The organism is Streptomyces sp. LaPpAH-108 (assembly GCF_000373625.1).
Classification (GTDB): domain Bacteria; phylum Actinomycetota; class Actinomycetes; order Streptomycetales; family Streptomycetaceae; genus Streptomyces.
This window is the reverse complement of the sequence record NZ_KB891993.1, coordinates 288,317-314,251: the sequence shown is the minus strand read 5'-3', so window position 1 is coordinate 314,251 and position 25,935 is coordinate 288,317. Positions and strand designations below refer to the sequence as shown.

The window sequence follows — 25,935 nt, the reverse complement described above, 5'->3', positions numbered from 1 at the left end:
TCAGTCCTCGGGGCGCAGCAGGCCGCGCTGATACGCCTTCACCAGCCGCTGCGGCACCAGGTACGAGACGCCGTCCACGGTGACCGGGACGAGCGTCGGCGTGGACGCCTTCCACTGGGCGCGCCGGTGGCGGGTGTTGCTGCGGGACATCTTCCGCTTGGGAACGGCCATGTGGGTTTCTCCTCGGGTGAGGTCGGGAAGGTGACGCTCACGCTATATGAAAACGAATCTCATGTGCAACAATCTGGCCGGGCAGCCGGGGTGCGGTGTGCGCGGCCCCCGCCGGGTCCTGGCAGGTTATTGAAAATGATTACCATCATGCTTATGCTCTGATGCGGTCGCACGGACCAGATTTCCCTCTCCCGCCAGGGAGTTGGGGGCCGCGCGCACTTCTCAAGGGCCCGGAGCCCGATTCCGCCGCGCGCTCGACCGGCGCGGCTCGTGAGCAGATGAGGGGCGATGAGATCGACTACGCGGTCCGCGTGTGTGATGGGGGTACTGGCGCTCACTGCGGCGGGAATCGTCTCGGTGGCGTCGGCCGACGGGGGAGGGGCCGCGGCGTACGCCGTCCCCGTGGCGTACGCGCCGGAACCGGCGGCGAGCGAGGTGGCGGACGAGCGCACCGTGATCGACGTCGGGCATGTCGACGCCGTCGCGCCGCGCCTGGTGAACGGCGCGTTCCGCACCCTGTTCAAGGACAGCAGGACATCCGACGTCGTCTGGCGCGAGCCGGGCTCCGTCATCATGCACCTGACGGCGAAGGGGAGGCAGACGATCCCCGACCCGGCGGACGGCCTGTCCTTCATCGGCGCGCCCGGTGACGTCTTCTACTCGATCCCCCAGACACAGGATCCGGCGTTGCTCTGGGCGGGCTGGAGCACCGAAGCGTTCCAGAGCACCGACATCCAGGGGAACTTCACCATGTCGCTGGACAAGGTGGAGGGCCCCGGCGAGTTGCTGATCTTCGAGTGGACTCCCTTCGGGGAGCCGATGATGCGCTTCGACACCCGGGACGGCCTGCCCGACACCTATGAGGTCCCGGCCCGCACGCACGAGCACGCCAACTGGGTCTTCACCCAGGACGGCGTCTACCGGATGACGTTCACCTACAAGGCGACGCTCGGTTCCGGCGAGGAGGTCTCCGACAGCCAGGTCTTCACCATGGCGGTCGGAGACGTCGACCTGGACGAGGTGTCGCTTCCCGGCGACGGCGGTTCGACGGTCGGTGGGGCGACCGGGGGCGGTTCGGCGGACGGTGGCTCCACGACCGGCGGTTCCACCGACGGCGGTTCGTCGGAGGGCGGATCGACAGGGGGCGACTCCTCGAACGGTGGCTCGGCCGACGGGGGTTCGACGGGCGGCGGTTCCACGAGCGGTGGCCCGGCAAGTGGGGGTGCTGCGGACGGCGGCGGTACGGCGGCCGGAGGTTCCACGAGTGGCGGTGCCACCAGTGGCGGCTCCGCCGACGGTGGCTCCACGACCGGCGGGACAACGGACGGCGGTTCGATGGACGGGGGCGCCGCCGACGGAGGTTCGGCCGACGGCGGTTCCACGGGCGGCGGTTCCACGGCAGGCGATTCCACAAGTGGCGGTTCCGGCACCGGCGGTTCCACGGCTGGCGGTTCCACCGGCGGCACGACGACCGGTGGTCCGGCGGGAGGCAAGCTCGCGGACACGGGAGCCGGGATGGCGATCCCGCTCGGCGTGGGGGGAGCGGCCCTCTTGGGAGTGGGCGCGGGCACCTCGATGTATCTGTACCGCCGCAAGTCACGCGGGACATCAGGGACGACGCCGGGCGCGAACGCGTCCTGACCCGAGGCACGGGACAGGACGGCTGCCCGCCTCGCCCCGGACGAGCCCGGGCCGAGTCTCCCCCTCCCTTCCTTCAACGAGCTGTCGCGACGGTCGCCGGGCGCGCCGTCGCACGACCGAGGAGAACTCACCTCATGGCAACAGCCAGAAATCCGCGCGGAGTCGCCGCCGGAGCCATAGGTTCCGTCGTGCTGACCGCCGTGCTGTCGCCGGTGGCCTTCGCCGGTACTCCCGGCGGAACCGGCCGGACGCCGGGTGCCGCCGTACCCCGGGTCGTCGTGAGTCTGGACGCCGACGCGCTCTCCCTGTCGCTGGACGACGGCGCGGACGCCGGACCCGGGTCGTCCGGCACGCCCGGCGCGGTGGACCTCGAACTCGGACCGGAGGCGAAGACGGTGGTGCCGCAGGGCGACCGGTACGCCTTCCTCGGCAGCACCGGCGACCCGGTGTGGATGCTGGACGGCTCCTCCTCCGGCCCGGGCCGCCGCGACGAGATCCCCCAGTGGGACACCACGGGAGTCCCCGCGGACGAACTCGCCGACGGCAAGGTCGAGTGGGAGTTCACCGGCGTCGAAGGACCCGGTGACGTCATCGTGTTCGCACCGCACCCGCGGACCACCGCCGACCCGGCCGCCACGGCCCCGGAGGTACTGTTCGACAGCGCCGACGACCTGCCCGACGCCCAGGCGCTGCCGGCCGGCGGGACGGGTGACGTAGCCTGGGCCTTCACCCGGCCGGGCAGGTACCGCCTCACCTCGCGGGCCACGGCCCGGCTCGCCGACGGCCGGACGACGACGGCCACCCGGCGATGGACGGTCCGCGTCACCGACGACACCGACACCGACACCGGCACGGCGTCGACGCCTTCCGGCTCCCCGGCACCGTCGCGGTCCGGTGCCGCCTCCGTGACGCCGTCGCCCGCCGCCACCGGTGCCGGACGCGGCGGCGGGAACGCCGAGGGCACCGCCAAGAGCGCCCTCCGGCCGCTCGTCGCGGCGGCACAGCCGGACAAGAGCGACGGCATCGCCACACAGCACGTCGTCATCGACGACGGCCATGTGGACGCGATCGCGGGCAAGATGGTGGACGGAAAGCTGCGGGCCCTGTTCAAGGACAGCCGCAATCCCGGCGACATCGTCTGGCGGGAACCGTCCTCCGTGGTCGTCCACGTCAAGCCACAGGCCAAGGAGAAGGTGCCCGACTCCGGTACGTACGCCTTCCTCGGCAAGCCCGGAAGCGACTTCTGGCTGATTCCCCAGGTCCAGAAGCAGGGCGTGGTGTGGGCCGGATGGAACACCGAGGCACTGGGCGGCGGGGACCTCAAGGGGCCGCTCGACATGAAGCTGACCAAGGTCAGCGGGCCCGGACCGGTGGCCGTCTGGGAGACCGCCGGACTCGGCGGAGCACAGGTCCTCTACAACAGCGGGGACAGCCTGCCCGACTCCCAGAAGGTCGGCCTGGGCGTGCACGCGCACGCCAACTGGGGCTTCGGCGAGCAGGGCGTCTACAAGCTGACCTTCCAGCTCAGCGGCACACTGCCGTCCGGCAGGACCGCCACGGACACCCGCACCTACACCTTCGCCGTGGGCGATGTCGACCCCGCCGAGGTCACCCCGGGCGGCAGCGGCGACGGAGGCTCCGGTGGGGGCACCGGCGGATCGACCGGCGGAGCCACGGACGGCGGCTCCTCGAACGGAACGTCCACGGGCGGTTCGGGCTCCTCCAGCGGCGCTACGGGCGGCGGCGGTACCGGCGGCAGCCTCGCGCACACCGGCAGCGTCCCGGCCGAAGCGCTGGCCGGTGCGGCCGGGGCGCTCGTCCTGGGCGGTGCCGCCGCCGTCGGTATGAGCCGGGCAGCACGGCGGCGCACCCCGGCCGCCCGGCACGGCGACTGATCCGGCCGTTCACGGATGCCCGTCCCACCGGCGGGCACCTCTCCACGGGCGGCGCCGGGCTGCTCGGCAGTCCGGCGCCGCCCCCTTCCAGGGAGTTCACTTCTCATGCCTCTGCCCCGCCCGATGATCCGGGCGCTGGCCGCCGCGGTCGTCCTCGGCGCCACGCTGACCGGTTGCAAGGGACATGCCCGGCCCGCCGCCGAGGCGGACCGTCCCGACGCGGCCCTGCGGGTGGTGACCACCACGGAGATCCTGGCCGACCTCGTCCGCCAGGTCGGCGGCGACCGGGTCCAGGTCGACTCGATCGTGCCGCCCGGTGGCGACCCGCACTCCTACGAGCCCACGCCCAGGGACGCCGACGCGGTGGCCAGGGCGGACGTCACCTTCACCAACCATCTGCTCCTGGAGGAGCACGCCCTGATCAAGACCGTGGACTCCAACGCCCGCAAGGGAACTCCCAACGTCTCTCTCGCCGAGGCGTCGGAGACCTACGGCGCGCACGTCATCCCCCTGGTCGAGAACATCGGCCTGGACGTGCTCTGGCTGGGGCTGCGGGTGCGCGGCGAGGGCGAGGAGCGGGGGGCGACGCGCTCCTCCGACATCCTGCTCTCGGCGACCGACATCAAGGGGCCCGGCGACCTGGTGGCCTATCTGACGGAGTCCCTGGGACAGCCGGACATCTACTTCGACTCCGCCGACGGCTTCGACGCCAAGGACACCACCACCCTGCCACCGGCCGCGCACACCCACCTGAACTGGGCGTTCACCGAGCCCGGGGTGTACCGGCTCACGCTGGAAGCCAGGCTGAGGAACCCCGGAGGCACGCCCCGGCCGGTGGGCAAGGGCACGTTCACCTTCGCCGTCGGCGTCGACCCGCACACCGTGGCGGGGCCCGGGGACACCGTCCTGGACGACGGCCACACCGATCTCACCGTCAACATCGACACCGGCCGGATGTCCGCCTTCACCGATCTGCGGACCAAGGGCAGGACCCAGGAGGAGATACCGCCCGGTGACGTGGTCATCGACGTCCCCAACCGGGCCCTGGACAAGGTCCCCCCGGGAAAGCGGTTCGCCTTCCTCGGCCGCCCCGGTACCGAGATCTACCAGCTCCCCCAGGCCGTGCTCGGCAAGCATGTGCACGGTGAGATCGACCCCCACCTGTGGCAGGACGTGCAGAACACGAAGTCGTACGTCCAGCTGATCCGGGACACGCTGAAGAAGCGGGATCCCCGGGGCGCCGCGGCCTACGACGCGAACAGCCGGACGTACGAGAGCAGGCTCGATGCCCTCGACCGGTACGTGCGCACCCGGATCGCCGAAATCCCCGCCGACAGGCGGCAGTTGATCACCACCCATGACGCCTTCGGATATCTCGCGGATGCCTACGGCATGACCGTCGCGGGCTTCGTCGTCCCCAACCCCGCCCAGGAACCCGGCGCGGAGGACGTCCGCAAGCTCTCCCGCACGATCAGGAACCTCCGAGTTCCGGCCGTGTTCATGGAACCCAATCTGGTCCAGCGCGCCGGGGTGCTCACCCAGGTCGCCGAGGACCAGCACGTCAAGGTGTGCACGCTCTACGGCGACGCCTTCGACGACCACGTCCGGCACTACACCGACATGATGCGGCACAACGCCGATGAGCTGCGCTCCTGCCTCGGAGGCAACAAGAAGTGAACAGCACCCGTTCCCGACGCCGTACCGGCGCGCTCCTCGTGGCGGGCGCCGCCCTGCTGACCGTGGCGAGTCCGCCCGCCGCCGTCGCGGTCCCCGCCGCGTCCCCCACACCCGGCGCCGAGTCCGACGCGGCCACCGAGACCGGCCGGGGCCGTACCGTCATCGGCGACGGCCACATCGACATGGGCCCCCGTTTCGACCACGGCCGCTGGACGGTGCAGATCCGCGACGACACGGGGCGACCGGCCGTGTGGCGCGACACCGAGGACGTCGTCCTCCAGGTCAAGGACCGCGCCAGGGTCGTGGTGCCCGAGGACAGGGCGTTCGGCTTCCTGGGCGCTCCGGGCAGCCGTGTCTGGCTGCTGCCCCAGGTGCAGCAGGAAGGCGTGCTGTGGCCGGGCTGGAACAGTCAGGACCCCGAGGTCGCCGCCACCGTGGACCGCGAGGTGACCTGGCAGCTGCTCGGAGCGGAAGGCCCGGGCGACTTCCTCCTCTTCCTCAACGGCAGCTTCGGCACCCCCACCGTCGTCTTCGACGCGCGCAAGAAGCTCCCCCAGGAGACGGGGATCGAGGTCAACAGCCACGTCCACGGCAACTGGGCCTTCACCCGTCCCGGCACCTACCTCCTGCGGATCCGGATGAGCGCGAAGACCAAGGACGGCACCGGCCACACCGACACCAGGACCCTTCGGTTCTCCGTCGGTCCGCAGGACCCGCGCAAGGCGTTCGCCGCAGGCGCGTCCACCGCGTCCCCGGAGCCCCCGAAGCAGGCTCCGGCCGACCGTGAATCCGCGGCGCCGTTGTGGTGGGGGACCGGCGCCGCCGTGGTCGCGGCGCTGGCGGCGGTCGTGGTGGTCCTGCGGCGCCGCCCCCGCACGGAAGGCGACGGGCCCGCGGTGAACCGGAGCACGACGGAGAGGAACAGTGAATGACGACGAGTCCCGTACTGGAGGTGCGCTCGCTCGCGGTGGAACTGGGCGGACGCCTGGCCCTCCACGACATCGACCTGACGGTGCGCACCGGCGAACTCGTCGCGCTCGTCGGGCCCAACGGAGCAGGCAAGACCACTCTCCTGCGGACCGTCCTCGGCCTGCTCAGCCCCCACAGCGGGGCCGTGCGCCTTCAGGACCGGCCCGTCGACCGCGCCCGGGGGGTCATCGGGTACGTTCCCCAACGCCACGAGTTCGCCTGGGACTTCCCCCTGTCGGTGGAGAAGGCCGTGCTCACCGGGCGTACCCGCGCCGTCGGTTGGCTGCGCCGCCCCGGCCGCGACGACCGCGAAGCGGTCTGCGACGCGCTGGACCGCGTCGGCATGACGGACCTCCGGCACCGCCCCATCGGGGAGTTGTCCGGGGGGCAGCGCCAACGCGTCCTGGTGGCACGGGCCTTGGCCCTGCGCCCGGCACTGCTTCTGCTCGACGAGCCGTTCACCGGGCTGGACGTCCCCACCCAGGAACTGCTCACGGCTCTCTTCCGCGAACTGCGGCAGGAGGACAAGGCACTCCTGATGACCACTCATGATCTTCCGGCCGCCGCCGACATGGCCACCCGGCTGTGCCTGCTGAACAGAACCGTGATCGCGGACGGCCCGCCCGCGAGCCTGAGGGATCCGGAGGTGTGGCTGCGCGCGTTCGGCGTGGCCAGCTCCGCACAACTGCTGACATCCCTGGGGGTCACCCGATGAGCACGGCGCTGGACTTCCTCACCGGTCCGTGGGAGCACCTGTTCATGCGGCGGGCGCTCGCCGTCGCGGTCCTGTGCGGCATCGTCTCCGGGGTGATCGGCGCGCACGTCGTCCTGCGCGGCATGGCCTTCATCGGCGACGCGGTCTCCCACTCCGTCTTCCCCGGGGTGGCGATCGCCTTCGTCTTCCAGTTCAACCTGGTCCTGGGCGGCGCCGTCGCCGGTCTGCTCACCGCACTGGCGGTCGCGGTGTTCTCGCAGAACCGGAGACTGAAGGAGGACAGCGTCATCGGCGTGTTCTTCGCCGCGGCCTTCGGTCTGGGCATCGTCATCCTCAGTACGGCACCCGGATACAGCGGATCCCTGGAGTCCTTCCTGTTCGGACAGATTCTCGGCATCAGCGACGGCGACGTCGTCACCGTCGCGGTGATGAGCCTGCTGCTGCTCCTGGTGGCCGCGGCCGTGCACAAGGAGCTGGTCACCGTCAGCCTGGACCGCGAAACCGCGCGGGCCGCGGGGCTGCCCGTGTTCGCCCTGGACATCGTGCTCTACGCGCTGGTCACCGTGACCGTGGTGATCTCCTTGCAGGCCGTCGGCAACATCCTCGTCCTGGCCCTGCTCATCACTCCCGCCGCCTGCGCACGGCTGCTCACCGACCGCATCGGCGCCATGATGGCCCTGGCGCCCGCGATCGGTGCCGGGTCGGCCGTGGTGGGCCTGTACCTCTCCTACACGTACAACCTCGCGGCGGGCGGCCTGATCGTCCTGGTCGTCACGGCGGTGTTCGTCCTGTGCTGGCTGTTCGCCCCGCGGCACGGACTGCTGACGGCCGGACGGCGTCGGGACGGCGGCGCCTCCCCGGCGCGGGAACCGGGGACCGGGGAGCCCGCCACCGGGACCGGCGCGGTGCCGCCACGCCCTGAGGCGCGGCGGGCGGAGACCTGACCGGAAGGGCGGCGGGGTCTGGCAAGCTGCTGGACGTGACGACCTCAGAGACCACGTCCGCGCTCTCGCTCGCGCGGATCACCCGTCCCCAGGACGTCTCCGCCGCCCTGGAGCACGCGCTCGCCGACTGCTGGGCAGCGGTGATCAACGGTGGCGGAGCGGTGATCCCGCCCGACTGCCCGCCCGCGCCGGTGACGGCGGCGGGGCTCGCCCCGGCGACCGCCCGCGTCGTCCAGGGGCTGGCTCCGCGCCGGAGCACTCTTCTCGTCGCGACCGTCGCCGGTGCCCTCGCGGGCTGGCTGGTCCTCGGCCGCCAGACCCATCCGCTCGAGGCGCACTGCGGAGTGGTGAACCATGTGCAGACCCACCCCGGCTTCCGGAAACGGGGCATCGGGGCCGCCCTGATGCGTCACGCCGCGAGCACCGCCCGGGACGACATGGGCCTGGAGCGGCTGAAGCTCGGCGTCAGAGACGGCCTGGGGCTGGAGGACTTCTACCGGAAGGCGGGCTGGACGGAGGTCGGCCGCTGGCCGAAGACCCTGCGGGTCGGGCCCGATGACGACCGCGACGAGATCCTGATGAGCCTCGCACTGTGAGCCCGGCTCCATGCCCGGCGTACCCCCGCACAGCGGTTATCTCGCTTCTTTCGCCTGTTGTCGACCTACTTCGTCAGGGTGCCTTGTTCACAGGCCAGGACCACATCCGAAGGGCGTCAGGAAGCAACATCTCGATCGGTATCGAGCGGGTCTCAGCTCCGCATGGCGCTGGCCAGCGGAGCCAGCACGTGCCATCCCACCGTCTCGTACAAGGCTCGGCCTTCCGGTGTCGCGACCAGAACACCTGCCGTGGCCCCTTGTCCGGCTGCGATGTTGGCGAGCGTGTGCATCACCAGGCGCCCCAGACCGCGGCGTTGGTGGGCGGGATCGGTCTCGACTTGGTCGACGACGAAGGCCCGGCCGGTGATGGCAACCTGGCCACGTGCGGCGAACGCGCCGTCGGTGGTGCGCACCAGAGTGCGGGCGACGCCGGCCCGGGTCCAGGTGTCCAGCCGGTAGCCATCGGCGGTTGTCGGTGCGGCCTCGGTATGGGCGGCGTGCGGTGGGGCGGACATCAGGAAGCCGGGTCCGCCGGCGAGGGACCAGCCGGGCCCGAGCCACTGTTCGAGCATTTCCGGCGATGCGGGCGTTTTCAGCCATACGCCGGGTGCGGTTGGGTTCTCGGTGATCTTGCGGACGGTCGCTTCGTCCGCAGCTGACAGGACGTGGCGCACGACATGCCCGGGGAGGCCGACGTCAACGCTGAAGCCCCAGGAAGTGGGGGTGGGGTCGGCTGCGCCGCGTGAAACGGTCCAGCCGTGGACCCACGCTCGTATGGCCTCGGCCGTGTTCGTGAAAGACAAAACGCCCCCCGGCGCAGGTAACGGCTGACTGGAATGTATCTATTGCACGAAGAACATCGGTGGTGTTGCCGACGGTGAGCTGCTTCTTGAACTGTTCGAAGCCGCCGAAGTGTTCGTCGATGGCGTCGGCGAGGGCGCCGTTCCAGGATCTGCCCCGTGATGGCCGGCTCCAGCGTGGCGTAGTCGTAGGGCAGGTCGGGAAGCGCGTAGATGCCCATCAGGCACGCCCCCTTTTCGGGTGAGTGATCGGCAGGGGACAGCCTATGCCTCTATTGCGAAGAGATTGCAACAATGATTGGGCTGCATCAGCATGATCTGTGGCGGGGTCGGCCCGTCCGTCTTCGGTGTCTGAGCGCCTTCCGTCCGTCGGCGTGTCCTTCCTGGAGAGTGATCGTCTTCCCACCCGGCACCCGCCGGTCCCGGCTTCAGCAGCCGCTTGAGGTCCGTCAGTTCGTCTCCGGCCCGGGCGACCTTGTCCTTACGGCTGTCGACGTAGCCGTCCGCGTGCGCGAGCAGCAGCTCGACCTGCAGGTTGCGAAACGGCTCGAGGCAGACCTCTTTCCTGGTCTCCACCCGCCGGTGGCCGAGCATCGTCTGCACCAGGTGCCAGTGGTCGCCGAACTGCTCACGAAAGTCGCGCATCTCCTCCTGCGACAGGTGCCCGAGCCGCTGTGCGAAGACGAGCTCGGCGACCGAGAACCACTTCAAGGCGAAGGAGCGGCGGTGCATATGGGCCGTGCGGCTGAAGTGCTCCAGCCCCAGGCCGACGATACGTGCGTTGGCCGCGTCGAACGTGTGATGCCAGCCGTACGCGTCCCGCGGCATCCCGTCCTCGTTCAGCCACAGCCACAACGGCTCCAGACCCTGCGGCCCCTCCCCGAACAAACGCTTCCTGACCTGCGGGGACAGGTCATTCCACGTGTGCTCGGCCGTGCCGCCCCTCCCATCGGGGATTCCGACCCTCCGTCCCTTGCCGGACAGGCGCACCACTCTCAGCCCGTGGACCGACTCGTAGCGACCTGCCTCCTGGGGCCGCCGAACCGCCCGGGCCCGCGCACCCTCACGGTAGGCGTGCACTCACGACGCCACCGCCCGCGGCATCCAGTAGGTGTAGCCGTAACCGCCCTTGGCGCACTGATCGGCCAGCGAGCACGTGAAGTGACGACAGCCGCAGGCCCGTGCCGTAGAGCCCGTCGACGAAGGCGCCGTCCCGCTGGTCATTGCGGCCCCGCCACTGGCGGTCCACCCGGCCGTCCAGCCCTCGGCCGCGTACCCCCAGATCCCGCCACCGCCGGATCGCCGCCGGATCGAGACACTTCACGTTCTCCTGCCGCCGACCGCGGCCGTACTCCATCTCGTCGAACGGATCCAAGACCCCGTAGCGCTTACCCGCCCAGCGGTAGAACTTCCGGCAGCCGACGACATCCCGAGTGAACGACGCCAATCGAGTTGGCTACGACGTCACTCTCTTCGATACTGAACACCCGCCTACGGCACCGGGAACTCAGCCCTTGACCGCCACCAGCACGCAGCTGTCCCCGTACTGCCAGACCGGTGCCACGTGTGCGAAGCCTGCCCGCAGCAGCAGTTCTGTGTGGTGGGCCGCCGAAAAGTGACCGCTGCCGTTTCCGCCGCACGCGGAGACACGCCGCCGTGCGTCGAACAGGTCGGCCAGTTCGGGGTCCTGGGCCGCCGCCGCCCACCAGGACTGCCAGTCCTCGGTGGCGTGGGCGTCCGTTCGCTCGGCCCGGCGGCGTCCCACGTGCGCGGTGACGCCTCCGCACGCCCCGTCGGCGGGCGGGAAGTGGTCCCCGTTGACGAGCACGCCGCCCGGCCGCAGCAGGCCCGCCAGAGTGCGGTAGGTGTCCAGCAGGGCGGGCTCGGCCAGGTAGTGCAGAGCCGTGGTCGAGACCGCGGCGTCCACCGGGCGGTCGGCCTCCAGGGCGTCGGTCCAGCCGTCCGTGCCGATCAGCGCTTCGACATAGCGGGCGGCGTCCGCGTGGTGGGTGCGCGCCAGTTCCAGCAGCAGGGGATCCATGTCGACGGCGATGATCTCGGCGTCCCGCAGGCGTGCGGCGAGCCGGGCCGACAGGGAGCCCGGTCCGCAGCCCAGATCGAGCAGGAGCGGCCGGGAGCGGCCGGTGACCACGTGCTCGACCACGTCCGCGATGACCGTGAACCGTTCCTCGCGGTCCACCGCGTAGCGCTGCTGCTGCCGTTCCCAGCGCTCCACCCAGTCCTTGGCCGCAGCCATGCTCACGCCCATCGGATCGCGCCACCTCTTTCCGTCGCTCACCTCTTGTGGTACCGAGCAATCTACAGCTGGAAACGGTTATCAATTGCCATTCATGCCAATGACACAAGCACGGTCAGCAGGCGGTCGACCTCCTCCTCCGTGTTGTAGACATGGAGGCTCACCCGGACCACACCGTCGCTCTCCTTCGCACCGGCCTGGCACAGGCTGTCGGCCCGCACCATGAAGCCGTGGCTGTAGAGGATGAAACCGAGGTCGTCGGACGGGATGTCACGGTGCCGGAAACTGACGATGCCGAGACGCCGCTGAGCCGGGGGGACCGAGGCGTCCGCGGCCAGACTGGTGGGGCAGCCGAGGATGTCGTACGCGTCGAGGTGCCGCAGCCGGTCGGTCAGCCGGGTGGCCAGAGCGGCCGTCCAGCGTTCGATCCGCTCCACGCCCGCTTCGTCGAGCCAGTCGAGCGCGGCGAGCAGCGAGACGATGCCCACGGTGTTCGGCGTGCCCTGCCAGCCGCCCGGCCGGAAGGCGGGCCCCCGGACGTCGCGGGCCCACACCGCGCCGGAGCCGGGCAGAGCCATCGCCTTGTGACCCGAGAACACGACGAAGTCGACGTCGAGTCCGTCCGGACCGACCCGCACAGGGGAGTGCCCGATGCTCTGCGCCGCGTCCAGACAGATCGGCACGTGCGGACCGACGGCGGCCCGGATGCGGTGGACGTTCATGTCGCCGCCGTACACATGGTGGACGTGGGTGGCCGCGACGAACCGGGTCCGCGGGCCGATGACCTCCGCGAAGGCGCGGTGGTCGTAGTCCCCGGAGACGTCCTGGCACGGCAGGGCCCGTACGCGGACCCGCACGCCGCGTTCGGCCAGCAGCCGCTCCGCTTCGAGCCACGGCTCCAGATTGGCGCGATGATCGGCGAAGGGGACGACGATCTCGTCGCCGTCCTCGAGCAGGGGGACGAGCCAGTCGCGGGCCACGGCACGCAGCCCCTCGCTGGTGCCGCTGGTGAAATGAACGGAGGAACCGTCCGGGGCGGGGTCTCCCAGGAACTCCTTGACGCGGGCGCGGGTACGTTCGACCAGCTCCGTGGTCCGGTTGGCCCAGGGGTAAGTGCCGCGTCCCGCATTGGCGTTGACGGTCGTGAGATAGGTGTGGACCGCGTCCAGGACCGCTCGGGGCTTCTGGGACGTCGCCGCGCTGTCGAGATAGGACACGTCGGGGTGGGCGGTGACGATGGGGAACTGCTCCCGCATGCGCCGCTGCCAGAGCACGGCATCGTGACGCGTTCCGCCGGAAGGGGGCACGGCGTTCACTCCCGCACCAACGGCGCGCCCGCGTCCCGCCAGGCGACGACACCGCCCGCCAGACTGCGGACGTCCGGATGCCCCATGCGGGTCAGCAGCGCGGCGAAGCGCAACGACTTCTCGCCGACCGGACAGACCAGCAGGAGAGGCGTCCGCTTGCTGAACGGCAGCCCGGTACGGACGAGTTCCTCGAACAGCTCGTCGACGATGTTGATCGACCCCTCGATGTGCAGGGCGGCGTAGGCGTGCGGGCCGCGCAGATCGACCACCAGCGGGCGCGGATCTGCCGTCGCCGTCCAGCTCCGTGCGTCGGCGACGGCCAACACCTTTCCCCTCTCCTGGACTTCGGCCTCCGTGAGGGAGGCCACCGAGTGACCGCGGGCCGGGCGGCCCAGCACCTCGGGGCGCCGCTCCCGCACATAGCTGAGGTAGCTCTCGGCCCGGTCGCACACGATGAAGACGGCGGTCTGACGCTCGCCGGTCTGCGCCAGCCGGGCGTCGACGGCCCGCAGACGGCGTACCGCACCGTGGTAGGCGGCACCCCCGGTGGGGCCCGAGAGCACACCGCACCGGCGGATGAGGGTGATCATCCCGTCGATGGCCTCCTGGGAGGTCACCGATTCGATGGTGTCGTACGTCGCCGGATCGAACAGACCGACCTGCTGGACCTCGTCCATCGTCCGGATGCCGGGGATGAAGTCGGACTTGTGCGCCACCAGCCCCACGACCCCCACCCGCGGATGGTGCTCGCGCAGCGCCCGGGCGACGCCGGTGGACGAACCGGCGGTGCCCACACAGGCGATGAACCAGTCGGGCGCCCGTCCGTCCAGGTCTTTGACGATCTCGGGCCCCGTGCCCATGGCGTGGGCCTCGGCGTTGCGCGGATTGAAGTACTGGTCGGTGTGGAGGTAGGCGTTGCCGGGCTCGGCGAGCGCCTGATGGAACCGGGTCAGCGGATCGTCGGTGTCGGTCGGATCAAGACACTCGCTCCGGCCGGGAAGTTCCTCGATCTCCGCTCCCAGGAGCAGCAGCAGCTCCTTGATCTCGGGCACCCGCATGCGGTTGGTGACGCTCTTGAACCTCAGCCCGTGCATGCCCGCCAGCAGGGCGAGCGCCTTGGCCGTGTTGCCGCTGGAGAGTTCCACCACCGTCCCGTCCCCGTCGGCGGCGGCCTCCAGGAGCGGGCGCGCCATGTGCCAGGCGGGCCGGTCCTTCACCGAGCCGAAGGGGTTGAGCAGTTCGAGCTTGGCGTAGAGATCGATGTTGCCCAGCCCGTGCACGTCCGCGTCGATGCGCACCAGCGGGGTGTTGCCGATGGCCTCGGTGATGCTGTCGTACCTCATGACGGCGCTCCCTCGGGGTGGGTGATCGGCCAGTAGTCCTCGTCCGGGCACCAGCGCCAGGAGCCCTCCGTACGCTCCACCGCGACCGTACGCGCGACCGGCCGGCGCTGCGCCCGGGTGGCGCGGAAGTCCATCGCGTACCCGGCGGTGTTGACGAAGGCGAGTACGTCGCCGACGCGGGGGAGCCGTGGGAGGTGGACGAGCCGACGGGTGATCAGGTCCGCCTCCAGACAGAGATTGCCGACGAGGTGCACGCCGACCGGCTCCGGTCCGCGCGCCGTGTCCGCCCCGGCGCCGTGGGGCAGCAGCACGGGGTCGACCAGGACTCCGTGCTCCTCCAGGCTCATGTCGCCCGCGTTCATCTCCAGGCGCACCAGATACGGTCCGTGGTCCGCGTCCAGGCGGCGCACCTCCGCCACGCGGGCCAGGGTCAGCCCGCACTGGTCGACGAGCGAACGGCCGGGCTCGACATGGAGGTCGTGCAGGTGTTCCAGCAGAAGAGTGGACAACGGCCGTCCGAGGACCGGGCCGGACGCGGACAGCAGCCCGTCCAGATAACCCGGCCCGGCACTGCCGCGATGAGCGGGGTACAGGGCCGCGGCCCCGCGCAAGGTCCCGCCCTCGTTGCGCAACCCGTAGCCGTGGCCGCCCCAGGTCAGGGGCGGACGGATGCCCAGCACCGCCTCGTTGAGCGCCGTCGTCCAGCGCTCCCACTGGGCGGCGTCGGCGAGGTAGCCGACTCCGAAACCCCCGCCGATGTCGAGAGCGCGGGGGGACAGTCCCCTGCTCCGGGCCTCGTCCATGAGCAGCACACACTGCTCCAGGGCCCGGATCTTCTCCTCCGCGCCGGTGGTGTCCAAGTGGTAGGCGAGACCCGTCGGTTCGACGGCGTCCTGGTGCCGCTCCAGCGCCTGCCACAGTTCCCCGGCCTCCCGCACCGGGACACCGAAGCGGCTGCGCCGTGAGAGCACGCGTGTCGCGGGCCGCCCCGGCCCGGTGGCCGCCTCGAACCCGGACAGCCGCGCCAGCACGTCCACCCGGGGAAGGCCGTACGTCCGGACCAGACCGGCCAACTGCTCCAGTTCGCCGAGGGAATCCAGAGCGACGGTCGCGCCCACCCGGGCGGCCAGCCACAGGAACTCCGGGTTCTTGGGGCCCGTGGCCATGATCCGGTCGCCGGTGAACCCGCTGCCCAGCGCGTGCCGCAGCTCCCCCAGGGAGGCGACGTCGATGCCGACGGCGGCCGGGTCCTCGGCCGCCAGCCTGCGGACCAGGGCGCTGGAACGGTTCGCCTTGTGCGCGAAGAACACGCGCCCGGTCAAGTGGTGGCTCCGGTACACGGCCCGGAAACGTGCCAGGTTCTCCGCGATCGTCTGCGGGAGCAGCACGTTCAAGGGTGACCCGAGCGCCGCGACGAGCGAGTGCAGGAAGGGTCCGTCGTCCAGTAACGCGCCGAGTGGCGGTTCCACGCGCGGTCGCAGGTACAGCGGCGCTTCCATGAGGACCCCTCCCTGCTGTGCCCGGCTGCTGTTCGGGAGTAGTCGTTTCCAGGTACAAGCATTGCTAAGCCCAACTGAACGGGAAACAGTACGAGTTGTCGGGCCGTATCCGGCCGCCGCCACCGCGGAGGCGGGCCGGAGACCTGGGGGAGGTGCTCCGGCCCGCCGGTCGGGCACGGGGTCAGCTGTCGAGAACCTCGAAGGTGAACTGCTTCGGCCCGGAGGAGACCGTGGCCCCGGTGGAACTGAGCACACCCGTGACGTCGAACGTGACCGTGTAGGTGCCCGGCGCGTCGAAGCCCCAGTTCGCGTGGGTGTGGGCGCCCGCGTTGACGTCGAGGGTGTCGGGCAGGCCGTCGCCGCTGTCGAACAGCACGGTGGGCGTGGACCCGGCGGCGGTGTAGACGCTGAACCCGGCGGGGCCGCTGACGTCGGTGAGCCGGAAGGACACGCGGTTGTTCCGGAAGACCCCGGACGGGACCTCCGTGGTGTTCCAGCCCGCCCACAGGAGGCCGGAAGCCTGGCTCTGCGGAAGGATCCACGCCGTGCCGCCGGTGCCGAGGAAGGACCAGGCCGGTGTGGCGGGCACGTTGGTGTGCTTGGCGGCCAGCGGAACCCGGAACGTCACGTCGCCGGGCGGGCGTTCGACGCTGGTGGAACCGGTGCCGTCCAGCACGTTCACGGACAGGGCGCCGTCGGCGTAGTCGACGTCCACGACATCGACGTGGCCGCTGGTGAGCACCGTGGCGGCCTGGGCCGGTGAGGCCACCAGTCCCAGCAGGGCGACCGCGGTGGCGAGCGGGCCCACAAGTCTGAGGGCGGAATGCATGGTTGCTGCTCCTTCTAGTTCAGGACCTTGAAGGTGTAGGTCGCCGTGCGGGAGTGCACGGGCTGACCGTTCGCGGCGAGGTGGCCGCAGAGCTTGACGCGGATCTTGTAGGTGCCGGCTGCGGTGAAGGCCCAGTTCGCGTGGGTGTGGTCGCCCGCGTGCAGGGTGACGGTGTCGGGCAGGCCGTCGCCGCTGTCGACCAGCACGGATCCGGGGGAGCCGAACACGTCGTCGGTGTAGACGGCGAGCTTCCCGGGGCCCTGGAGGGACAGGAACTCGGCGTCGACGGTGTCGTCCCGCAGGACGCCGGACTCCAGCTCCTCGGCGCCGAATCCGGCCCACAGGAGGTCCGGGTTCTGGGTCTCGGGCAGTATCCAGACCTTGTCGCCCGCGTCACCCAGGAAGGCGTACGCCGGGTCGTCGGGCACGGTGGTCCTGGCGGCGGGCAGCGCGTGGAGCCGGACGCTCTCCGGGGCGTACTCGACCTCGTCGCCCGAGCTCTCGTCGTGAACGGCGAGCTGCAGCTCTCCGTCCTCGTACCCCACGCCGACGACGTCGACGTGGCCCTTGCTCAGAACCACCTGGTCGGCTGCCTGAACCGGTGTGGCGGTGATGAGAGTTCCGACCATGACGCCTGCGGCCATCAGCAGGCGGACGGGATGGCGCACGGAAGGCTCCTTTCGGTGGCCCCTTCTGGGCCACGCATGAAGATGGTAATCATTTTCACGCGTCTCGCAATGGTGTGCGGGTTCAACTTCCGTTCGCGTGGGCGGTCTTGGCGGCGGGGTGGCGGTCGCGGGGAACACCCCGGAAGTCCGGGGTGCGGCTGTGGACCGTCTGCTGCGTGCAGCACTCGGTGTCGTGGTCGCGGCCGTGCGTGGCGATCCACGACAGGGACGCGGCCCTTCCGGTCGTCCAGCGTTTCGTGTCCGGCGTCGACGCGGGTTTCCGGGACGCCGTGGCGCACGGTGCGACGGGTGATCCCGCGGTGATCCTCCGTCAGGATCTCCACACCCTGTGGCGTACGACGGAGCGGTCCCACGTCGTCCTCGTCCTGCCCCGAGAACCTGGACCTCCTGCGTGAGCGACATCGGCTGCGTCCACCGAGCCGTACGACTCTGGGGCGGGCAGGACCCCGGCGAACGGGTGACCCTGGCCGAAGCCGCTGCCCGGCAGGTGGAAGCGGCCGACGTGCTGCTCGTTCCCGAGGCGGAGGACGGTGCCGGGCAGGCTCCCGGGGCCGCCTTGGTGGGCCGGCTCAACCCCCGCGCGGTGCTCCTCGCACCGGCCGTCGACACGGCCCACGAGGACGGTTTTCCACCGGCCCTGGTCCGGGCCGGGCTTCCAGGTGCGAGCGAGGAATGGCGGGCGCGACTGGACCCGGTGACCATGCCGCGCCTCGGACGCGGACCCGACCAGGGTGTGGAGTCCGTCCTGTGGAGGGCCCGTCGGCCCCTGCACCCCGAGCGGCTTTCCGCGGCGCTCGCCGACGTGGTGCGCGGTGTGGTGCGCGGTGTGGTGCGCAGCCGTGGCCACCTCTGGCTGCCCGGCCGACCGGACTCCGTCGTCACCTGGCGTACGGCCGGAGCCCATCTGGAGCTGGCGGAGGCGGGCCGGTGGCTGGAAGCCGACGACCCGCAGGCCCTGGACCGCGGTCTCGCCCCGGCGGCGGACACTCGCCTCTTGGTTCTGGCACGACTACTACGGTGAGCACCGCAACGAGATCGTCTTCACCGGCGTCGGCATCGACGCCGGGCGGATCCGCGCCGCGCTCGACGCGGCCCTGCTCAGCGATGCCGAACTGTCGCTCGGCCGTGACGGCTGGACATCCTTCACCGATCCGCTCATCGACAGCACCGGCTTCCGATGACCTGTCGTGCCTCGGCTAAGCCCTGTTCTCGAAGGGCGGTGAGATGCCAGCCGGTGGCCGTGGGGTGGTCGCGCCGTACATCCGCGGGCCGGGGCGCGCGGGGGTCGCCCAGCAGGGCGAAACGGGGCGGGCCGCAGCTTCGGCGAGAGCGGGATCGTCGGCGACGTTGCTCTACCAGTCGGCCCAGTCGAGGGCGCCCTCGCTCCGCTGCCGTTCCCGGCGCCGGGAGAGCAGGGCGCTCATGGCGGCGTCGAGGCGGGGTGCCGACTCGTCGTACATGTGGTCGGCGTCGAGGAACACGCCGCCCTGCCGCAGCAGCCCGGCCAGGGTGCGGTTGGTGACGGTGCCCTTGGACAGCACATCGGTGAAGTGCGACTCCGGTGGCCTGTTGACCACCACCAGCCGCTCCCGGTCCACGAGGAGTTTCACGGCCATCGCCGCGTCCGGGTCGTCGAAAGGCGCCCTGTCCGTCTTCAGCGCGAAGCAGGGCGCGTCCAACTCGACGAGTTTGTCGAAGACGGCCTTGTGCCGGGCGATGTCGACGAACTGACGCCGCGCGTGCGGGTGCATCGTCTCCTTCACCCCTGCTGAGAAGGCCGGTATCCGTCGTGACGGCAGCGGCGAGCGCACTCCGGCGGGTGGGGGACTGGGCACTCGGGCGGACGTCGCCGTCGGGCCGTCCGGGGTCGCCCTGCGGCATGAACCCGCAAGGGCGCGGAGCAAGCAGGGCGACCCCGGAATGGCGGGCGGAGCGGGTGTCGCTAGCGGCTCGCGTAGGGCAGCAGGGCCATCTCCCGGGCGTTCTTGATGGCCGTGGCGATCTGCCGCTGCTGCTGGGCGGTGATGCGGGTGACCCGGCGGCTGCGGATCTTGCCGCGGTCGGAGATGAACTTTCGCAGCAGGTCGGTGTCCTTGTAGTCGATGTAGGTGATTCCAGCGGCGTCCAGGGGATTGCGCCGGGGCTTCAGGGGCTTGCGGGCGTCGGGGCGGCGGGCCATGGGATTTCCTTGGGTTGGGATCGAATCGGCTGGGGGCCTAGGGGACGGGATCGAGGAGGGAGTCGAACGCGCTGGGAAGGTACTGCCACGCCTCGCGCCCTCCGGCGTACTCCGCATCGGTGAGGAGGCAGGACTCGAGGAGCCGTTCCAGGCCGTCGCGGTCGAGGCCGGGAGAGGTGAACACAAGGTGCTGGCAGCGGTCACCGTGCTCGGGGTGCCAGTCGAGGGCCGCTGCCGCCCGGCGTACGGGCGACACCATCTCCCAGGCGGCGTCCGGCAGCGAGGCGAGCCAGGGACCGGCGTTCTCCACACACAGCGCGCCCCCGGCCGCGTCCCAGGCGAGCAGGGTGTCGGGGCGGTCGGCGAGCCAGAACCGGCCCCGGCTGCGGGCAGCCGCACAGCACAGGTCTTCCAGCGCCTGGTAGAGACGTCCTGGGTGGAAGGGGCGGTGACGGCGCCAGACGAGGGTGGTGACTCCCGCCTCGTCGGCCTCCTGGGGGAGCAGGGCGCAGGCCGGATGCTGGGCGTCGGCCGCCGACTCGACGTCGAAACCGGCGAAGGCGGCCTGCGCGAGTTCGCCGGAGCCGACGGCCACCCTGCGGGCGGTCGGGTGGAGTTGGGCGAGGAGTGCGCGGTCCTCGTCGTCCGCTTCCTCGCTATCGACGAGTGCGAGGACGGGCGCGTACTCCAGCTGCCGGGCCCACGTGTCGCCGACGGTGCGCTGGTCGGTGGCGGCGGCCGCGAGACCGGTCTCGGCCAGGTCGTCGCCGTTGCCGAGGTAGGGCAGGACGAGAGCGGGGTCGACCGCCGTGATCACGTTGGTGAGGTCCAGTACGTCACCTCCGTGCGCGACCACGACCTCGGCCATGGGCTTGGGCTCGACCGAGTCCCACAGCTCGACGATCGCGAGCCGGGTCAGCCCGCTCTCCGCCAGCCGCTCCAACTCGGGGACGAGGTCTTCGCGGAGCGCGCAGCAGGCGCAGTCGTTGACGAGCGGGGCCTCACCTCGGGACAGCTCGCCCGAAGCGTCCCGGACCGTGCGCCGCACGGTGCCTTCTTTTGCGCCGGCCAGGTTGTGATGGAGGGCGACGCTGCCGGGGACGGCCCGCAGCAGGCGGTCGACGACCTCCTTGCGCGCATCGGAGTGGAGCCCTCCGACGATGACGACGGGCAGCCGGGAGTCCCGCATCACTTCGCCTCGGGCCGGCCGTAGCGGCGCTCGAACCGTTCGACGCGGCCCGCGGTGTCGAGAACGCGGGCGGTGCCCGTGTAGAAGGGGTGGCTCACGTGGGAGATCTCGACGTCGACGACGGGGTAGGTGTTGCCGTCCTCCCACTCGATCGTCTTGTCGCTGGTCGCGGTGGAGCGGGTGAGGAAGGCGTGGTCGGCCGCCTTGTCGCGGAAGACGACAGGGCCGTACGCGGGGTGGATTCCGGGTTTCATGACGTGCTCCTTCAGGGGCTGGGCGGGGGTCAGCGTTCCTCGCGGAAGTCGACGTGCTTGCGGGCGATGGGGTCGTACTTGCGCAGAACCAGGCGGTCCGGATCGTTCCGGCGGTTCTTGCGGGTGACGTAGGTGTAGCCGGTGCCCGCGGTGGAGCGGAGCTTGATGACCGGACGTGCGTCGGTGCGTGCCATGACCGCTACTATATTGAATATGGTTTCCATTACCAAAACCAGTCGTACGACGAGAGGCAGGTAACTCCGTGTCCGCCCACTGCCAACTGACCGGCGCCCAGCCGGGCTTCGGCAACAACATCTCCCACTCGCATCGGCGCACCTCGCGCCGCTTCGACCCCAACATCCAGCGCAAGCGGTACTGGCTCCCCAGTGAGGGACGGCATGTGCGCCTGACGCTGAGCACCAAGGCGATCAAGACGATCGACACCATCGGCATCGAGGCCGCCGTCGCGAGGATCCGTGCCAGGGGAGGGAAGGTCTGATGGCGAAGAAGAGCAAGATCGCGCAGAACGAGAAGCGCAAGGTGATCGTCGAGCGGTACGCGGCTCGACGGGCCGAACTGAAGGAGATCATCCGCCGCCCGTCCTCCACCGACGCCGAACGCCGTTCCGCAGCCGAGGAGTTGCGCCGCCAGCCCCGCAACGCCAGCGCCACCAGGGTGCGCAACCGCGACAGCGTCGACGGCCGGCCGCGCGGATACCTGCGCACCTTCGGCCTCTCCCGGGTCCGGATGCGCGAGCAGGCCCACGCGGGCTTCCTCCCTGGCGTCACCAAGTCGTCCTGGTGATCGCGCGAGTGCCGTAATCAGCGCGCGCTGACCCTGCGGGCCGTGGCTTCCGGCGGAGCCACGGCCCGCAGGGCTCTCTCGGGCGAGCGGGACGGAGGACGCCTGCCACGCGTCGCCGTTTTGACCGGCCGAGAGCTGCCCGCCCTGGCGACCGGTCGCGTCGCGATGGCGCATGCTGCAGAGGTGTGAGCATCGGCTCCGGCGCGGATGTGCGGGTGCGCAGCATGTGAAGCGCCGGGCGCGAGGGACGATAGATTGGCCGCACCTCAGGACCGTCCGCGTCGATCGGCTACAGGAATGTAGACGATCGGCAGGTGAAATCGCACCGGACTCCGCGCGGCGTCCTGGGGTGTGGGAGGACGGGAGAGAATGTCGGACAAGCGGCAGGACGAGAGGCGCGCGCACGGCGAGCTGGTCGCGGATGTGCTGGCGGTGCTGTGGCAGGCGGGGAGGCCGATGACCGCGCACGAGGTCAACGCCGCGCTCGGCAAGGGGCTGGCCAGGACGACGATGGCCACCACCCTGGTCCGCCTCTATGAGAAGGGCACCTTGCGCCGTATCCCCGCCGGGCGCGGTTTCGCGTACGAGCCGGTGGAGGACGCGGCGGGGCTGGTCGCCGACCGCATGCGTCGTGAGCTGGAGAGCGAGCCCGAGCGCGACCTGGTGCTCAAACGGTTCGTGTCCGCTCTGTCCGAGGACGACGAGGAGACCCTGCGCCGCCTGCTGCTCGAAGCCGAGGACGACCCCGAGTGACCTATGTCCTGGTCCTGGTCATGCTGGCCCTCGTGTTTCCGTGGGGCGCGGCCCTGGTCGCCCGGCGCCTGGCCCTGGTGCTTCCGCCGCGCGAGGCGTGCTGGGCGCTGACGGGCGCGGCCGTCCTTCTGGCGGGCGGCACGATCGCGGCGCTGATCGGTCTGTTCCACGTACCGTTCCTCGCCTCGCTGGAGCGGGTGTCCCTGCCCCGGGTGCTGGAGGTGTGGCCGGCCGCGGTCCCGTTCGCCGGTGCGGCGGGCGCGGTGATGCTCGTCCAGCTCGTGCTGCTGCTCCGGCGATGGGCGCGGCACCGTTCGCTGCTCGAGCGCGCCTGGCGGACGGCCGGTGCGGGAACCGGTGACGGGGATCTGCTGGTGATCCCGGCGGCCGACGTGGACGCCTTCGCGCTTCCCGGATATAGGGGGCGCCCCGGCCGGGTCGTGGTGACCTCCGGGATGGTGCGGGCGCTGAAGGCGAGCGAGCGCGAGGTGCTGCTCGCCCACGAGCGGGCTCATCTGGCCGGGCGCCATCACCTGTTGTCGGCGGTGGTCGATCTTGCCGCCGTCGTCCATCCCGCCCTTCGGGGGCTGCGTGAATCGTTGGCCTTCCACCTGGAGCGGTGGGCGGACGAGGCGGCGGCCACGGTCGTGGGCGACCGGCGGATGGCAGCCGCGGCCATCGCACGGGCGGCCCTGGCCGGATCGTCCCACGGCCGTGGCGGCACGTACCCCCGGTTGGCGGCGGCGAGCGGGCCGGTGCCACGGCGGGTCGCGGCCCTGCTCCAGCCCGAGCCGACGGCCCCGCGCGGGGGTGCCCGGCGAGCCGGGGCCGTCGCCCTGGCGGGGACGGTGGTGGTCACGGCGGTGACGGCCCTCGGGCTGGCCTATGGATTGCACGAATATGTGGAGTACGCGGCACGGCAGCTGGTCGGCGCGCGGTAGGGCCGCTCAAGGTGGCCGCGCGCGCCGCTCGGCCGTACGCGCCGCGTGGGGTCAGGCCATGGTGGGCGCGGGCCGGGTCGCCGCGAGCGTGGTGTCGTAGCGGCGCAGCAGGAGCAGGGCCGTGGCGGCGAGGCCGGTGAGGAGGCCGAGCCAGATTCCCACCGTGTCCAGGTGCAGGGCGTAGGCGAGGAGCCAGGCGACGGGCAGTCCGACGGCCCAGTAGCCGATCAGGGTGATGCGGAAGCCGCCCTTGGTGTCGTCCAGACCGCGCAGGAGACCGACGCCGATGTTCTGCGCGCAGTCGAAGAACTGGAGGAAGGCCGTGACCATCAGCAGATGGGTGGCGATGGTGAGGGCCTGGGCGGAGCCCTGCTCCAGGAACGGGGCCAGGACGAGGCGCGGCAGGGTGAGGTAGACCACGCCGACGACGGTCATGACGACGGCGGCGCAGGCGAGGGCGGTGTTCTTGACGCGCCGGGCGCCGTCGTGATGGCCGAGGGCGAGTTCGCGGCTGACGTTGATGGACGCGGCGTGGGAGAGCCCGACGGCGACCTGGAAGACGATGTAGACGAGCTGGTTGACGGCGGTGTGCGCGGCGAGGGCGGCGGGGCCGAAGGAGCCCGCCATCAGCGCGGTGACGGAGAAGAACCCGGCTTCGGAGCCGTAGGTGGCCGCGATCGGGACACCCAGGCCGAGGAGGCGTTTGACGGTGGCCGCGTCCGCGCGGGTGATGTCGAGGGTGAGGAGGGGTGCCAGCTCGCTGTCCCTCCGCGCGGCCAGGTGAAGGGCGGCGAAGGACAGCAGATAGACGGTGGAGGTGGCGATGCCGACGCCGGTCAGGCCGAGCCGGGGCAGCCCGAAGGTGCCGTGGATCAGCACCCAGTTGAGTCCGGCGTTCACGGCGATGGAGGCCAGGGTGATCCGGAGGAGGGCCTGGGGGCGGCGCATGCCGACCGTGAACTGGCGTATCGCCTGGAACCACAGACAGGGCAGCAGGCCGGGTGCGAGGGCGTAGAGCATCGTCCGGGTGAGTCCGACGACACCGGCGTCCTGCCCGAGCCCGATCAGGGCCTGCCCGATGAGGATCATGACGAGGGCGCCGACGGCTCCGGCCAGGGTGGCGACGGCGAGACTGGCCCGGACGATGCCCCGGATTTCGTCCCGCGCCTCCTCCTGCGTCCCGGCACCGTCCGTGCCGCCTCGCTCGGCCCGGGCAGCCGCGGCGGCGATCTGGTTGCCGACGGAGGTGACCAGGCCGACGCCCATGGTGCGGATCTGGTTGAAGACGACGATGGCGAGGCCGCCCGCCGCGAGTTCGGTGGTGCCCAGCAGCCCCATCATCACCGTGTCGGTGGTCGTCAGGGCGACCTGCGCGAGCTGGGTGAGGACGAGGGGGACGGCGAGGGCGCCGAGCGCGCGGCCGTCGCGGAGGAAGGTGGTCGGCATGGGGGTCACCGGTTCCCGCGGAGCTTGGTGAGCTGTTCTTCCACTGAACGTTCGGTCTCGGGGCTGAGGAGAGCGCGCTCGGCCATCCAGTCGTCGTTGAAGACGGTGTCCAGGTACTTCTCCCCTCCGTCGTTGATCAGCGCGACCATGGTGGTGCCCGGCGGCAGGGAGGGCAGGCGGTGCAGGGCCTCGTGGACGACGCCCCCGGCGGAGCCGCCGATGAGCAGCCCGGTACGCGCCACGGCGCGGCAGGTGGCGAAGGCTTCGACGTCACCGACCTTGACGCCCTCGTCGATGAGGCCGAAGTCGACCAGCGCGCCGATCTCCGCGCCCTCGGGGGTGCCGGTGCCGGACTGGTAGTAGTCGTGGGCGGGGCCGCCGAAGGCGATGGAGCCCTTGGGCTCGACCCCGATGACGGTGAACTCGGGGACAAGCCGCGCCAGTTCGCGACCGGTGCCGCACAGGGCGCCGCCGGTGCCGACCGCGCCGATGAGGATGTCGATGTCACCGTCGAGAGCTTCGGCCAGCTCGTGGGCGACGGGGAAGTAACCGACGCCGTTGGCGGGGTTGTTGTGCTGCTCGGTGAAGACGGTGTTGTCCTGGCCGCGTGCCATGTTCTCGGCGAGTTCTTCGCGGGCGGCGGTGTGCAGCTCGTCGCCGTCGCTGTCGGCATCGACGTGGACGAGTTCGGCGCCGAGCGCCTTCATGGCGCGCAGTTTGTCGGCGGCGGCGTGATTGTCCACGACGGCGGTGAAGGTGTAGCCGCGCTCCGCGGCGATCACGGACAGGCCGAGCCCGGTGTTGCCGGAGGTGGATTCGACGATCCGTCCTCCGGAGCGAAGCTCTCCGGCGGCTTCGGCGGCGTCGACCATGGCGCGGGCCATACGGATCTTCGCGGTGCCGGTGGGATTGAACATCTCCAGCTTCAGCAGCAGACGGCTGCCGGTCTCGGTGGCGGCCAGTTCCAGCAGAGGGGTGCGGCCGATCAGGTCGGACACGCGGGAGACCACGGCGGGCCGCTGAAGGACTCCGGGCAT

Annotated in this window: 28 protein-coding genes; 12 read left to right on the top strand and 16 right to left on the bottom strand. The window is 71.1% G+C overall.

Annotated elements, in window-relative coordinates:
- Positions 1-171: a 50S ribosomal protein L32 gene (gene rpmF / locus B079_RS0112900; RefSeq protein ID WP_018546223.1), complete on the bottom strand. Its 171-nt coding sequence runs from the start codon at positions 169-171 to the stop codon at positions 1-3.
- 402 nt (positions 172-573) lie between these two features.
- Here rpmF and B079_RS33260 point away from each other — a divergent pair, with 402 nt between their 5' ends.
- The 7 genes from B079_RS33260 to B079_RS0112865 all read left to right on the top strand — a co-directional run bounded on the left by B079_RS33260 (position 574) and on the right by B079_RS0112865 (position 8,608).
- Entirely contained in the window at positions 574-1,812 is a 1,239-nt protein-coding gene (locus B079_RS33260) for a choice-of-anchor M domain-containing protein (protein WP_158684976.1), read from the top strand.
- Between the two features lie 134 nt (positions 1,813-1,946).
- Entirely contained in the window at positions 1,947-3,707 is a 1,761-nt protein-coding gene (locus B079_RS0112890; protein ID WP_106432296.1) for a TIGR03773 family transporter-associated surface protein, read from the top strand.
- 105 nt (positions 3,708-3,812) lie between these two features.
- Positions 3,813-5,384: an anchored repeat ABC transporter, substrate-binding protein gene (locus B079_RS0112885; RefSeq protein ID WP_018546221.1), complete on the top strand. Its 1,572-nt coding sequence runs from the start codon at positions 3,813-3,815 to the stop codon at positions 5,382-5,384.
- Entirely contained in the window at positions 5,381-6,316 is a 936-nt protein-coding gene (locus tag B079_RS0112880; protein ID WP_018546220.1) for a TIGR03773 family transporter-associated surface protein, read from the top strand. Before B079_RS0112885 ends, B079_RS0112880 begins: the two co-directional genes overlap by 4 nt.
- On the top strand, positions 6,313-7,068 hold the full coding sequence (locus B079_RS0112875) for an anchored repeat-type ABC transporter ATP-binding subunit (RefSeq protein WP_018546219.1): 756 nt from the start codon (positions 6,313-6,315) through the stop codon (positions 7,066-7,068). The genes B079_RS0112880 and B079_RS0112875 overlap by 4 nt, the downstream gene beginning before the upstream one ends.
- On the top strand, positions 7,065-8,012 hold the full coding sequence (locus B079_RS0112870) for an anchored repeat-type ABC transporter permease subunit (RefSeq protein WP_018546218.1): 948 nt from the start codon (positions 7,065-7,067) through the stop codon (positions 8,010-8,012). Before B079_RS0112875 ends, B079_RS0112870 begins: the two co-directional genes overlap by 4 nt.
- Positions 8,013-8,047: 35 nt before the next feature.
- Complete coding sequence (locus tag B079_RS0112865; protein WP_018546217.1) at positions 8,048-8,608, top strand: GNAT family N-acetyltransferase; 561 nt, start codon at positions 8,048-8,050, stop codon at positions 8,606-8,608.
- Positions 8,609-8,760: 152 nt separating this feature from the next.
- Here the strand turns inward: B079_RS0112865 and B079_RS0112860 are convergent, their stop codons facing one another.
- The 8 genes from B079_RS0112860 to B079_RS0112825 form a co-directional block, all read right to left on the bottom strand.
- Entirely contained in the window at positions 8,761-9,411 is a 651-nt protein-coding gene (locus tag B079_RS0112860; RefSeq protein ID WP_026248640.1) for a GNAT family N-acetyltransferase, read from the bottom strand.
- Positions 9,412-9,672: 261 nt separating this feature from the next.
- A complete protein-coding gene (locus tag B079_RS33255) occupies positions 9,673-10,401 on the bottom strand; it encodes a hypothetical protein (RefSeq protein WP_051095078.1) in 729 nt (242 codons plus the stop codon).
- 514 nt (positions 10,402-10,915) lie between these two features.
- Entirely contained in the window at positions 10,916-11,677 is a 762-nt protein-coding gene (locus tag B079_RS0112850; protein ID WP_018546215.1) for a class I SAM-dependent methyltransferase, read from the bottom strand.
- 80 nt (positions 11,678-11,757) lie between these two features.
- Positions 11,758-12,921 (bottom strand): aminotransferase class V-fold PLP-dependent enzyme, encoded by a 1,164-nt coding sequence (locus B079_RS0112845; RefSeq protein ID WP_051095120.1) that lies wholly within the window; start codon positions 12,919-12,921, stop codon positions 11,758-11,760.
- A 56-nt stretch (positions 12,922-12,977) separates the two neighbouring features.
- On the bottom strand, positions 12,978-14,315 hold the full coding sequence (locus B079_RS0112840) for a pyridoxal-phosphate dependent enzyme (RefSeq protein WP_018546213.1): 1,338 nt from the start codon (positions 14,313-14,315) through the stop codon (positions 12,978-12,980).
- The gene (locus tag B079_RS0112835; protein WP_018546212.1) at positions 14,312-15,814 is read right to left on the bottom strand and encodes a Y4yA family PLP-dependent enzyme; all 1,503 of its coding nucleotides are present in this window, start codon (positions 15,812-15,814) and stop codon (positions 14,312-14,314) included. The genes B079_RS0112840 and B079_RS0112835 overlap by 4 nt, the downstream gene beginning before the upstream one ends.
- A 181-nt stretch (positions 15,815-15,995) precedes the next feature.
- A complete protein-coding gene (locus B079_RS0112830) occupies positions 15,996-16,643 on the bottom strand; it encodes a choice-of-anchor M domain-containing protein (protein WP_026248639.1) in 648 nt (215 codons plus the stop codon).
- Positions 16,644-16,657: 14 nt separating this feature from the next.
- Entirely contained in the window at positions 16,658-17,311 is a 654-nt protein-coding gene (locus tag B079_RS0112825) for a choice-of-anchor M domain-containing protein (protein ID WP_018546210.1), read from the bottom strand.
- A gap of 412 nt (positions 17,312-17,723) precedes the next feature.
- Between B079_RS0112825 and B079_RS35840 the strand changes: the two genes are divergently transcribed.
- Positions 17,724-18,353, top strand: coding sequence for a GTP-binding protein (locus tag B079_RS35840; RefSeq protein WP_026248638.1), 630 nt, complete (start codon positions 17,724-17,726; stop codon positions 18,351-18,353).
- Between the two features lie 331 nt (positions 18,354-18,684).
- Here the strand turns inward: B079_RS35840 and B079_RS35510 are convergent, their stop codons facing one another.
- The 5 genes from B079_RS35510 to rpmG all read right to left on the bottom strand — a co-directional run bounded on the left by B079_RS35510 (position 18,685) and on the right by rpmG (position 21,148).
- A complete protein-coding gene (locus B079_RS35510; RefSeq protein WP_018546208.1) occupies positions 18,685-19,083 on the bottom strand; it encodes a hypothetical protein in 399 nt (132 codons plus the stop codon).
- A gap of 191 nt (positions 19,084-19,274) precedes the next feature.
- Positions 19,275-19,511: a 30S ribosomal protein S18 gene (rpsR, locus tag B079_RS0112805; protein WP_018546207.1), complete on the bottom strand. Its 237-nt coding sequence runs from the start codon at positions 19,509-19,511 to the stop codon at positions 19,275-19,277.
- A 37-nt stretch (positions 19,512-19,548) separates the two neighbouring features.
- Positions 19,549-20,700: a CobW family GTP-binding protein gene (locus tag B079_RS0112800; protein ID WP_018546206.1), complete on the bottom strand. Its 1,152-nt coding sequence runs from the start codon at positions 20,698-20,700 to the stop codon at positions 19,549-19,551.
- The gene (locus B079_RS0112795) at positions 20,700-20,954 is read right to left on the bottom strand and encodes a type B 50S ribosomal protein L31 (RefSeq protein WP_018546205.1); all 255 of its coding nucleotides are present in this window, start codon (positions 20,952-20,954) and stop codon (positions 20,700-20,702) included. Before B079_RS0112795 ends, B079_RS0112800 begins: the two co-directional genes overlap by 1 nt.
- A 29-nt stretch (positions 20,955-20,983) precedes the next feature.
- Positions 20,984-21,148, bottom strand: a complete 165-nt coding sequence (rpmG, locus tag B079_RS0112790) for a 50S ribosomal protein L33 (RefSeq protein ID WP_018546204.1) — start codon at positions 21,146-21,148, stop codon at positions 20,984-20,986.
- Positions 21,149-21,216: 68 nt separating this feature from the next.
- Between rpmG and rpmB the strand changes: the two genes are divergently transcribed.
- The 4 genes from rpmB (at position 21,217) to B079_RS0112770 (ending at position 23,452) form a co-directional block, all read left to right on the top strand.
- Entirely contained in the window at positions 21,217-21,453 is a 237-nt protein-coding gene (rpmB, locus tag B079_RS0112785) for a 50S ribosomal protein L28 (RefSeq protein WP_018546203.1), read from the top strand.
- A complete protein-coding gene (rpsN, locus tag B079_RS0112780; protein ID WP_018546202.1) occupies positions 21,453-21,758 on the top strand; it encodes a 30S ribosomal protein S14 in 306 nt (101 codons plus the stop codon). Before rpmB ends, rpsN begins: the two co-directional genes overlap by 1 nt.
- A gap of 369 nt (positions 21,759-22,127) precedes the next feature.
- Positions 22,128-22,511 carry a BlaI/MecI/CopY family transcriptional regulator gene (locus B079_RS0112775; RefSeq protein ID WP_018546201.1) on the top strand — a complete coding sequence of 128 codons (384 nt, stop codon included), beginning with the start codon at positions 22,128-22,130 and terminating at the stop codon, positions 22,509-22,511.
- Entirely contained in the window at positions 22,508-23,452 is a 945-nt protein-coding gene (locus tag B079_RS0112770; RefSeq protein ID WP_018546200.1) for a M56 family metallopeptidase, read from the top strand. The genes B079_RS0112775 and B079_RS0112770 overlap by 4 nt, the downstream gene beginning before the upstream one ends.
- A gap of 51 nt (positions 23,453-23,503) precedes the next feature.
- Here the strand turns inward: B079_RS0112770 and B079_RS31895 are convergent, their stop codons facing one another.
- Both B079_RS31895 and B079_RS0112760 read right to left on the bottom strand, forming a co-directional pair.
- Entirely contained in the window at positions 23,504-24,898 is a 1,395-nt protein-coding gene (locus tag B079_RS31895) for an MATE family efflux transporter (protein ID WP_018546199.1), read from the bottom strand.
- Positions 24,899-24,903: 5 nt separating this feature from the next.
- Entirely contained in the window at positions 24,904-25,935 is a 1,032-nt protein-coding gene (locus tag B079_RS0112760; protein ID WP_018546198.1) for a cysteine synthase family protein, read from the bottom strand.

What these genes read in the sequence shown, in the direction of transcription:
- B079_RS0112795 (WP_018546205.1), bottom strand. Translation starts at nt 20,954, where the DNA reads ATGAAACCCGGAATCCACCCCGCGTACGGCCCTGTCGTCTTCCGCGAC.
- rpsR (WP_018546207.1), bottom strand. Translation starts at nt 19,511, where the DNA reads ATGGCCCGCCGCCCCGACGCCCGCAAGCCCCTGAAGCCCCGGCGCAAT.
- rpsN (WP_018546202.1), top strand. Translation starts at nt 21,453, where the DNA reads ATGGCGAAGAAGAGCAAGATCGCGCAGAACGAGAAGCGCAAGGTGATC.
- B079_RS0112845 (WP_051095120.1), bottom strand. Translation starts at nt 12,921, where the DNA reads ATGCGGGAGCAGTTCCCCATCGTCACCGCCCACCCCGACGTGTCCTAT.
- B079_RS0112830 (WP_026248639.1), bottom strand. Translation starts at nt 16,643, where the DNA reads ATGCATTCCGCCCTCAGACTTGTGGGCCCGCTCGCCACCGCGGTCGCC.
- B079_RS0112835 (WP_018546212.1), bottom strand. Translation starts at nt 15,814, where the DNA reads ATGGAAGCGCCGCTGTACCTGCGACCGCGCGTGGAACCGCCACTCGGC.
- B079_RS0112760 (WP_018546198.1), bottom strand. Translation starts at nt 25,935, where the DNA reads ATGCCCGGAGTCCTTCAGCGGCCCGCCGTGGTCTCCCGCGTGTCCGAC.
- B079_RS0112885 (WP_018546221.1), top strand. Translation starts at nt 3,813, where the DNA reads ATGCCTCTGCCCCGCCCGATGATCCGGGCGCTGGCCGCCGCGGTCGTC.
- B079_RS35510 (WP_018546208.1), bottom strand. Translation starts at nt 19,083, where the DNA reads ATGCACCCGCACGCGCGGCGTCAGTTCGTCGACATCGCCCGGCACAAG.
- B079_RS0112870 (WP_018546218.1), top strand. Translation starts at nt 7,065, where the DNA reads ATGAGCACGGCGCTGGACTTCCTCACCGGTCCGTGGGAGCACCTGTTC.
- rpmF (WP_018546223.1), bottom strand. Translation starts at nt 171, where the DNA reads ATGGCCGTTCCCAAGCGGAAGATGTCCCGCAGCAACACCCGCCACCGG.
- rpmG (WP_018546204.1), bottom strand. Translation starts at nt 21,148, where the DNA reads ATGGCACGCACCGACGCACGTCCGGTCATCAAGCTCCGCTCCACCGCG.
- B079_RS0112800 (WP_018546206.1), bottom strand. Translation starts at nt 20,700, where the DNA reads ATGCGGGACTCCCGGCTGCCCGTCGTCATCGTCGGAGGGCTCCACTCC.
- B079_RS0112875 (WP_018546219.1), top strand. Translation starts at nt 6,313, where the DNA reads ATGACGACGAGTCCCGTACTGGAGGTGCGCTCGCTCGCGGTGGAACTG.
- B079_RS0112840 (WP_018546213.1), bottom strand. Translation starts at nt 14,315, where the DNA reads ATGAGGTACGACAGCATCACCGAGGCCATCGGCAACACCCCGCTGGTG.
- B079_RS0112775 (WP_018546201.1), top strand. Translation starts at nt 22,128, where the DNA reads ATGTCGGACAAGCGGCAGGACGAGAGGCGCGCGCACGGCGAGCTGGTC.
- B079_RS0112890 (WP_106432296.1), top strand. Translation starts at nt 1,947, where the DNA reads ATGGCAACAGCCAGAAATCCGCGCGGAGTCGCCGCCGGAGCCATAGGT.
- B079_RS0112850 (WP_018546215.1), bottom strand. Translation starts at nt 11,677, where the DNA reads ATGGGCGTGAGCATGGCTGCGGCCAAGGACTGGGTGGAGCGCTGGGAA.
- B079_RS31895 (WP_018546199.1), bottom strand. Translation starts at nt 24,898, where the DNA reads ATGCCGACCACCTTCCTCCGCGACGGCCGCGCGCTCGGCGCCCTCGCC.